Here is an 8,674-nt window from a genome sequence, read left to right as displayed (position 1 = left end):
CATTTTAAAAAAAACCCCGCCACTTGAGCAATATCACGCTTCAGTGGCGGGTTTATTTAATTAAAACTTAAACGAGTTAAGCTCAATACGCTGCTTTAAAGATAGCAATCACTTCATCAAGTGTAGGCTGAACCGGGTTAGTTAAACCACACACGTCCTTCATCCCATTTTCAGCGAGGACTTTAAAGTCTTCTTCTTTGACACCTAGCTCACGTAGTGATTTTGGAATACCTACGATGCCTGCCAACTTTTTAATGGCATCAATCACGCCTAAACCCTCAAGCTCCTGGTTGTTCGCGGATAGAATCGCGCCCACTTCATCTAAACGCGCTTTAGCCGCACGCATATTAAATTCCTCAACGTGAGGTAGTAATAGCGCATTACAAACGCCGTGTGGCAAATCGTAAAAACCACCTAACTGGTGCGCCATCGCATGCACATAACCGAGCGAGGCGTTATTAAATGCCATACCAGCCAAGAACTGCGCATAAGCCATCTGCTCGCGCGCCTCCGCATTTTTAGGCTCTTTAACGGCGGTTGGTAAATAGCTCGCAATTAACTCAATAGCCTTAACCGCACATGCATCCGTGAGCGGATTGGCTGCCGTTGATACATAGGCCTCAACCGCATGGGTTAGCGCATCCATACCCGTTGCGGCCGTTAATGAAGCAGGCATATTTTCCATCAACTTCGGATCATTAACCGATAAGATTGGCGTCACGTGCTTATCGACAATCGCCATTTTTACATGACGGCTTTCATCGGTGATGATGGTAAAGCGCGTCATTTCAGACGCAGTACCGGCCGTGGTGTTGATAGAAATTAGCGGTAATTGCGGCTTAGCGGATTTATCCAAACCCTCATAGTCCTCGATTTTGCCACCATTACTGGCTACAAGGGCGATACCCTTAGCACAGTCATGTGGTGAGCCGCCACCCAGTGACACCACACAGTCTGCGCCAGCGGCCTTCAGCTTAGCCAAACCGTCGTTAACATTTTTTACCGTAGGATTAGGCTGAACCTCATCAAAGATGTCACTTTCAACGCCTTTAGCCTTTAAACGATCCGCCACTTGAGCCGCAAAACCCAAATCGCTTAAAGGCTTATCGGTAACGATTAAGGCCTTTTTAAAACATAAAGAGGCGATAATATCCACCGCTGAATCAAGTGCGCCCGCACCAATCACATTATTGCTAGGCATAAAAAATTGTGCTGCCATACTATCTTCCTTTGTATAAACGTTGTGACAAATGAGCTTACTGTATTATACACAATGTGCATTACTATCTTATTAAATTATAACTAACTCATGCATAAATATAATAAGAGTTTCTACTAGCATTAAGTCGATTTGGATCAAAGCAATGCGATCAAATCGCCTCGCCCTCATTGGCTGCTAGACCTTAATTTTCATATACAGTTACAATACGAAGAATTTAATCACTGAGGAAAAAAATAATGAAGGTAAATGCATTTGCCGCTGCGCTCAAAGATGGCTTCTTGACGGTGCAACGGCAGATGGTCAGCATACTTCATGATCAGTACTGTCGCCAGCAGTCCGGTCGTTGCCAACCCCTTATCAATGATGTGAGGAGGTACCGGCGCTTGATTGAGGGTCTTGCAACAATCACACACGTATTTCGGACGAATGTGATTCTCCACGCTAAAAGTACCGGGCACATAGTCCAGTTTCTGACTCACGTCATCCCCAAGATGACGCATCTCAGCACCACAACCACAGGTCGTGCTTTCCAACGTATAATGAATATCCACCGAGGGCAATTCCGCCGGTAAACGCATACGAGCCGGTGTGCGAGGTGTGTGCTCTTGACCACTCATGGACGTTAATTGCTGACCGATGTTGTCTAACATCGTTTCTAGCTCAGCCAAATCCTCATGGGCGTCATCTTCAAAAAGTTTCGCTTGTAGGTCAGGGAGCTGTTCGCTACGTTTAGCAAAGTTGATACGTCTTAAGATCGCCAACTCCATCTTCACTTGTTCGTAAGCGCTCAGAACACGACGATAGGCCAGATCCTTTTCTTCCACCTGTGCTGCTTTTTTTACAATCAATGCGTCTTGTTGAGCAATTAAGGCTTGTTGTTGCAGCACGAGTTCGCGCAACTGCTCAGCAGTTAACTGGGACAAATCAGAGGAAAGAAAAGCAAAAGAATTCGGCATAAGACGTAGTATGCCTTATGCCGATAAAATAAGCGATACCGAGAATACCTAATTGACAAGATCGCCCCACTTAGCTCACGATCAAACTAACAATAACGATAGATACCGGCTTCACCTAAACGATGCCAAGGCAGCCCCAAGGCTAAGGCCTGCAGTTGTTCTGCTGACAGGATTCATCCGTGAGCCTGCACCGTGAAAGCGTCCTTCATGTAGTCGACGAACACATAGCCACGACCCCATCGCATCGTGCATGAGTAATTTAAGAAGCGTGTGCGTGCGATTCATAAACACATAGGCTTCGTGAGGTGCCACCTGACCAAAGCGCTGAATTGCCTTAGTGCGCAAGGTATCCATCCCCGCTCGTAAATCTGTCGCCTCACTCACCAGGATGATTTTATCTAGTGCCAGTAGGCTAGACGCTTGCTCTTGAATTCCCACTCGTTGGGCGGTCTCGATACGCATTAAAGACGGCATTGATTTCTCCTAACATACACAAAACCATAGTGTCGCGCAATTTAGCAGGAATGAATACATGTGTTCACCGGACGCTTACTCATAAAAGCTCTTATTTAGGGATTATCCCTGTATCTGCTCAGCAATCTCCTTGATTCAGCTCAAATAAAAAGCCCGCCAGATAGAAAAACATCTACATGACGGGCTCTAGATTAACGGTAATCGCTTACTTTAAATACAAAACACCTGCTTAGGATTAAATGCCACCCATTAGCATATATTTCGTTTCTAAGTAATCATCCAAACCGTATTTAGCGCCTTCGCGACCAAGACCTGATTGCTTAATGCCGCCAAAAGGTGCCGCTTCATTAGAAAGAATACCTGTGTTGATGGCTACCATGCCATATTCCAAAGCTTCTGCAACGCGCCACACGCGACCTAAGTCACGGCTATAAAAATACGCCGCTAAACCGTATTCGGTGTCATTCGCCATTTGCACCACATCTTCTTCGGTTTTGAAGCGGAATAATGGGGCTAAAGGACCAAAGGTTTCCTCCTTAGCAACTTTCATCGACGAGGTCACTTCGGTTAACACAGTGGGCTCAAAGAATAAACCACCTAAATCATGCTGCTTACCGCCAGCGGCGACCTTAGCGCCCTTGCTAACAGCATCGTCAATATGCTCTTGCACCTTGTCCACGGCAGCTTTATCAATCAACGGTCCCTGCGTTACATTGGCCTCAGTACCAGCGCCCACCTTAATTTTGTTGACGGCAGCTACAAATTTTTCGACAAAGGCATCATAAATATCATCTTGAACATAAATGCGGTTTGCACAAACACATGTTTGCCCCGCATTGCGGTATTTAGAAATCAACGCCCCCTCAACCGCCGCATCTAAATCAGCGTCATCAAATACGATAAATGGTGCGTTACCACCCAGTTCTAATGAGACTTTCTTGATCTGATCGGAGCACTGTGACATCAATAAACGACCAATTTCGGTGGAGCCCGTAAAGCTAAATTTACGCACAATGGGATTGGCCGTCATTTCTTTACCGATTTCTGATGCTGAACCAGTCACCACCGACACGAGACCTGCTGGCACGCCAGCTTCCTCTGCTAATACGCACAATGCGAAGGCCGAGTAAGGGGTTTGGGCGGCCGGTTTAATCACCATCGAACACCCAGCGCCTAGGGCAGCACCGACCTTGCGAGTAATCATTGAGGACGGGAAGTTCCAAGGCGTGATGGCGGCACACACTCCCACCGGCTCTTTGGTCACGACAATACGGCGATCCGACGCTGGACCCGGGATAATATCCCCATAAGCGCGCTTACCCTCTTCCGCATACCACTCAAGATACGCTGCACCATAAGCAATCTCACCCTTTGCTTCGGCTAATGGCTTACCCTGCTCAAGCGTCATGATACGTGCCAAATCATCCTGATGCTGCATCACCAGATCAAACCATTTGCGTAATACAACCGCACGCTCTTTAGCACTTTTAGCACGCCATTGCTTTTGCGCTCGCTCGGCCGCTTCAATGGCGCGGCGGGTTTCAGCCTGGCCCATCTTAGGCACGGTACCTAAAACCTCTCCCGTGGCTGGGTTAATCACTTCCAGTGTCTCACCACTGTCTGCATCCACCCACTGCCCATCAATATAAGCCTGTTGTTTAAATAAATCCTTACGTGATAAGTCCTGCATACACTCCTCCTAAAAAATAATGCGCATATTTCCTTGTCATTGTTGCCAAGCAAAGCAGTAATTGCAAATGGCACCCTAATAAAGCGACTTTAAGGCATATTATCTAAGCCATTTATCTTTTGCAATGCTTTTACAGCGAATTTATGAATTTCGAATCGCCTAAGCCCTTAATTCACTGCGGATAATTCTCGCTAATTGTGCGAATCTCGGTTTAATCAGCTCATCGGGAACGTTGGCATAACCCAACAACACACCCGCCCTAGACGGCTCACCCAGATAATACCTACTCAACGGTCTGACCATAATGCCTGCCGCTTTTGCCGCTCGCGCAATGGCCACATCATCCGTACCCGCTGGTAGATGTATCACCAAATGCAATCCAGCTTCAACATTTGAGGAAACCCAATCCGGCCCTAACTGCTCATTAATAGCCTCACGCAATAATACAGAACGTTTGGCATAGCGTAAACGCGACCTTCTCACATGTGCAGCATAATGCCCCTCAACCATAAAATCCGCTAATACAGCTTGTTCAAGCAAGCGGCCATCGCGATATTTTTCCGACAAACCAATGGCAAAATAATCCACTAAATTTTCTGGTAATACCATATAGCCTAAGCGCATACCGGGGAATAGGGTTTTAGAAAAGGTACCCAAATAAATCACTTTTTGATAGGAGTCTAAACCTTGTAATGAAGCAATAGGTAAACCGGCAAAACGGAATTCACTATCGTAATCATCCTCGATAATCCATGCATCATGCGCATTGGCATAGTCTAACAACATGCGGCGTCGGGCTAAGCTCATCACATGTCCGAGTGGATATTGATGTGATGGCGTCACAAAAATAAGCTTAGGGGGTTGCGCTATCTGCTCAGGCGTGGGTGCCAAACCCTCTTCGTCAATAGCGATGGGGACAATATTAGCACCTGCCATTTTCAACACGGTGGCGGCTCCCCAATAACCTGGATTTTCCATCCAAACGGTCATACCCGGGTCAATCAGCAACTGGGCAATTAAACTAATGGCATTGTGCAAGCCGGAAATCATCAATACTTGGTCAGCCGTGCCATTAACCGAACGGGCCAAACGCAAGCGCTCGATTAAGGCTTGACGTAGTGGCAAATAACCTGCGCCATGCGCATAACTAAGCATCGCTGGTGTTGCTTGTTGCCAATGCTTACGCAATAAACGTAGCCAAATATCCTTGGGAAATAAGGAAATATCTGGTACACCAGAAACAAATGGCTGCCATTGCTCGGCTGAAGCCTGAGCTGAACTCACCAGCTCAGAACCACGCTTGGATAAATAGCGTTGATGCTCAGTCATTGGCGATTTCTCTTTGAGCGCTGACTCCTCATGCGACCAATCTGCCACTGGCACCGTATCAGAGACAAAAGTGCCACTGCCGGTCTGCGAAATCACATAGCCCTCTGCGAGCAATTGCTCATAGGCAAACATAATGGTATTTCTTGAGACACCACAATCTGTTGCTAAACTACGACTGGCGGGCAACTTCACTCCGGCACTGAGTTCACCACTTAAAATTAAATCACTTAATATAATGTAAATCTGGCGCGCTAACGGTATCTCACCATCGCGCTCCAAGCGCTGCAAAATATGCTCTTGTAATGCATCAATATGCATTCTTCCCTCCCTAAGTAGCTCCACTTATTTTTGCATAAATGGCTCTTTGCATGGTACCAAATTAAGGATAAGCTAAGAAAATTACATGGATTGTTTTGGTCAGCTCTCGATGCGACAAAACACAGCGTCATTCAACACTTGATAGATATAACTTTGTGAGGAGACATTTTGAATGAAAAACGCAACCTTAGTTGAACGCAAAAACGCTGCCACACCACGTGGTGTCGGTGTGATGTGTGAGTTTTATGCTGACCGCGCAGAAAACGCTGAAATTTGGGATATTGAAGGCAAGCGTTACATCGATTTTGCTAGCGGTATTGCGGTATGTAATACTGGGCATCGTCACCCACGTTTAGTGGCGGCGATTGAAGAGCAATTAGCACGTTTTATTCACACTGCGTATCAAGTCGTACCCTACGAGTCCTATGTTGAATTAGCGGAAAAAATTAACGCCCTCGTACCGGGTGATTTTCCTAAAAAAACCGCTTTCTTTACCACCGGGGTAGAAGCCGTTGAAAACGCAATTAAAATTGCGCGTTATGCGACCCAGCGTCCTCATATTATTTCATTTAACCATGCATTCCATGGTCGTACGCTTTTAGGCATCACCTTAACCGCCAAAATAAACCCTTATAAAAAAGGCTTTGGTCCTTTAGCGCCTAATGTTTACCATTCACCATTCCCAAATGAGCAACAAGGTGTCAGCCTGGATGATGCCAAGCGTCAACTCAAATCATTACTTGCCGTCAGCGTGGATCCACAACAAGTAGCGGCGATTATTATTGAGCCTGTTCAAGGTGAAGGTGGTTTTAACGTATGCCCACCAGAGTTCATGACCTTCTTACGTGAACTATGCGATGAACACGGTATTTTACTCATTGCAGACGAGGTTCAAACTGGTTTTGGCCGCACTGGCAAGCTATTTGCGATGGAACATTATGGGGTGGCAGCCGATATCACCACCATGGCAAAAAGTCTGGCTGGCGGCATGCCGTTATCTGGCATCTGCGGTCGTTCAGACATCCTAGACGCACCACTACCTGGTGGGCTTGGCGGCACCTATGCTGGTCACCCCTTGGCCACGGCTTCAGCGCTTGCCGTCATTGAGGTGGTGCAAGAGGAAAATCTATTAGAAAAAGGCAACAAATTAGGTGATAAACTCCAAGCCATGCTTAATGAGCTACGCGCTGAGGTGCCTGTTATCTCCGATGTGCGCGGTCTAGGTGCTATGGTTGCGGTTGAATTCCGTTGCCCTAAAACCGGTGTCCCACAAAGTGATTTTGTCAAAAAGGTACAACAAGATGCACTGGCTAAGGGCTTGATTTTACTTAGCTGCGGACCAGATGCCAATGTTATTCGCTTCTTATTCCCACTCACCATTGGTGAGGAGCTATTTGATGAGGCGCTAGGCATTTTACGTGATGCCTTATTAGCTAATCAGTAGGGCTAGACCACCTGAGTGTAACCACGGGATGATATGGACATCATCCCGTTTTTTTATGGCAACGCTTGCTACAGTGGTATTCGCTTGTCATCAAAGTAATGGTCTTGTTATGCTAAAAGTGATTTAAGCACTGACTCGGACCTAAGCCCTATTCACTGGTTACTCACAATGGCAAAACGCACGCGCTTGAAAAAGCCCATTATTAAAACCACTAAACAACTACTCAAACTCCAACAGCAACTGACAAAACAGGTAAAAAGGAAATTGCCAGAGCAACTCAAGGCAATGAATGTATTACTAACACGACCTGATCCTCAAGAACGTGGCATCTGGAAAAAGCATCGCTTTATCGCACCAGCCTTTTCTAAGGTAGCCCTAGTGCCACAGCTTGATTACTATATTTTTGAACCCTCAGCAAGCGTCCGCCATCCAAGCACTGAGGGTATGCCTTTAGTGGTCATGTTGCATGGTTGCCAACAAGACAGCGCTTTATTTGCTCAAGGCTCACAAATGAACGTGGTTGCTCAACGCAATGGTTTTGTGGTGCTTTATCCCCAGCAAAGCCGTCGCTACCATCTCACTAACTGTTGGCATTGGTACGACACAAACAAGCATCATCAGGGCATGGCTGAAGCCCATAGCATCATGAGTATCATTCAAAGCACCATTATGATGCATCGCCTGAACCCTAACAAAGTATTTGTGGTTGGCTTATCTGCTGGCGCCGCAATGGCTGGCATATTGGCGGCAAACTTTCCTGCGCAATTCGCTGGCTTAGCCATGCACAGCGGCCCCGTGCTAGGTCGCGCTTATGATGCGCAGAGTGCGGTTAGCATCATGCGCGATCCGCAGGTAGTTTCTGATAGCACCTTAGCAGCGGCTATGGATGGCTTTGCACCACCCCAAAAGTTGCAACTGCCGACCATCATCCTGCAGGGGGAAAAGGATAAAATCGTTCATCCACGTCATGCCACTGAGCTAGTCAAACAGTTGCTTCACTTTAATCAGCTACCAATGAACAGTCTTGCTAAAAGCACTGAGTTTTTTCAAGGGACAACAAAAGAATATAATCAATCGCTTTATTACGATGGACGCAAGCGAATCATCGAGTTAATTCGCATTAAACACCTGGACCATGCGTGGGCTGGAGGCGATTATCGACTCCCCTTTAACTCCCAGCATGGGCCCCATGCAAGTCAATTAATCTGGCAATTTTTTAAACGATATCTTTGATTGTCTGC

Annotated in this window: 7 protein-coding genes; 2 read left to right on the top strand and 5 right to left on the bottom strand. The window is 46.6% G+C overall.

All coding sequences use genetic code 11. The features are described from left to right. Positions 1–82: 82 nt before the first annotated feature. The 5 genes from BQ4443_RS00785 to BQ4443_RS00765 all read right to left on the bottom strand — a co-directional run bounded on the left by BQ4443_RS00785 (position 83) and on the right by BQ4443_RS00765 (position 5,989). Positions 83–1,219 (bottom strand): iron-containing alcohol dehydrogenase, encoded by a 1,137-nt coding sequence (locus BQ4443_RS00785; RefSeq protein ID WP_071057754.1) that lies wholly within the window; start codon positions 1,217–1,219, stop codon positions 83–85. Positions 1,220–1,440: 221 nt separating this feature from the next. Further along, positions 1,441–2,178, bottom strand: coding sequence for an IS66 family transposase zinc-finger binding domain-containing protein (locus BQ4443_RS00780; protein ID WP_256330806.1), 738 nt, complete (start codon positions 2,176–2,178; stop codon positions 1,441–1,443). 111 nt (positions 2,179–2,289) lie between these two features. Next, positions 2,290–2,652: an IS66 family insertion sequence element accessory protein TnpB gene (gene tnpB, locus BQ4443_RS00775; protein WP_083331812.1), complete on the bottom strand. Its 363-nt coding sequence runs from the start codon at positions 2,650–2,652 to the stop codon at positions 2,290–2,292. Positions 2,653–2,887: 235 nt separating this feature from the next. After that, complete coding sequence (gene gabD / locus BQ4443_RS00770; RefSeq protein WP_023951830.1) at positions 2,888–4,342, bottom strand: NADP-dependent succinate-semialdehyde dehydrogenase; 1,455 nt, start codon at positions 4,340–4,342, stop codon at positions 2,888–2,890. 159 nt (positions 4,343–4,501) lie between these two features. After that, positions 4,502–5,989 carry a MocR-like pyridoxine biosynthesis transcription factor PdxR gene (locus tag BQ4443_RS00765; RefSeq protein WP_023951827.1) on the bottom strand — a complete coding sequence of 496 codons (1,488 nt, stop codon included), beginning with the start codon at positions 5,987–5,989 and terminating at the stop codon, positions 4,502–4,504. A 172-nt stretch (positions 5,990–6,161) separates the two neighbouring features. Here BQ4443_RS00765 and gabT point away from each other — a divergent pair, with 172 nt between their 5' ends. Together gabT and BQ4443_RS00755 are read left to right on the top strand one after the other, a co-directional pair. Beyond that, the gene (gene gabT, locus BQ4443_RS00760) at positions 6,162–7,433 is read left to right on the top strand and encodes a 4-aminobutyrate--2-oxoglutarate transaminase (protein ID WP_023951825.1); all 1,272 of its coding nucleotides are present in this window, start codon (positions 6,162–6,164) and stop codon (positions 7,431–7,433) included. 168 nt (positions 7,434–7,601) lie between these two features. Next, positions 7,602–8,666 (top strand): extracellular catalytic domain type 1 short-chain-length polyhydroxyalkanoate depolymerase, encoded by a 1,065-nt coding sequence (locus BQ4443_RS00755; RefSeq protein WP_071057753.1) that lies wholly within the window; start codon positions 7,602–7,604, stop codon positions 8,664–8,666. Positions 8,667–8,674 lie beyond the last annotated feature (8 nt).

This window comes from Pelistega sp. MC2 (assembly GCF_900099475.1).
GTDB classification, from domain to species: domain Bacteria; phylum Pseudomonadota; class Gammaproteobacteria; order Burkholderiales; family Burkholderiaceae_B; genus Taylorella; species Taylorella indica.
Note: the sequence above shows the minus strand (reverse complement) of the source record. Positions and strands in the feature narration are given on the sequence as shown.

Bases quoted from the DNA above. Each gene is read 5' to 3' on its own strand.
- BQ4443_RS00785 (WP_071057754.1), bottom strand. From the start codon at position 1,219: ATGGCAGCACAATTTTTTATGCCTAGCAATAATGTGATTGGTGCGGGC.
- BQ4443_RS00780 (WP_256330806.1), bottom strand. From the start codon at position 2,178: ATGCCGAATTCTTTTGCTTTTCTTTCCTCTGATTTGTCCCAGTTAACT.
- tnpB (WP_083331812.1), bottom strand. From the start codon at position 2,652: ATGCCGTCTTTAATGCGTATCGAGACCGCCCAACGAGTGGGAATTCAA.
- gabD (WP_023951830.1), bottom strand. From the start codon at position 4,342: ATGCAGGACTTATCACGTAAGGATTTATTTAAACAACAGGCTTATATT.
- BQ4443_RS00765 (WP_023951827.1), bottom strand. From the start codon at position 5,989: ATGCATATTGATGCATTACAAGAGCATATTTTGCAGCGCTTGGAGCGC.
- gabT (WP_023951825.1), top strand. From the start codon at position 6,162: ATGAAAAACGCAACCTTAGTTGAACGCAAAAACGCTGCCACACCACGT.
- BQ4443_RS00755 (WP_071057753.1), top strand. From the start codon at position 7,602: ATGGCAAAACGCACGCGCTTGAAAAAGCCCATTATTAAAACCACTAAA.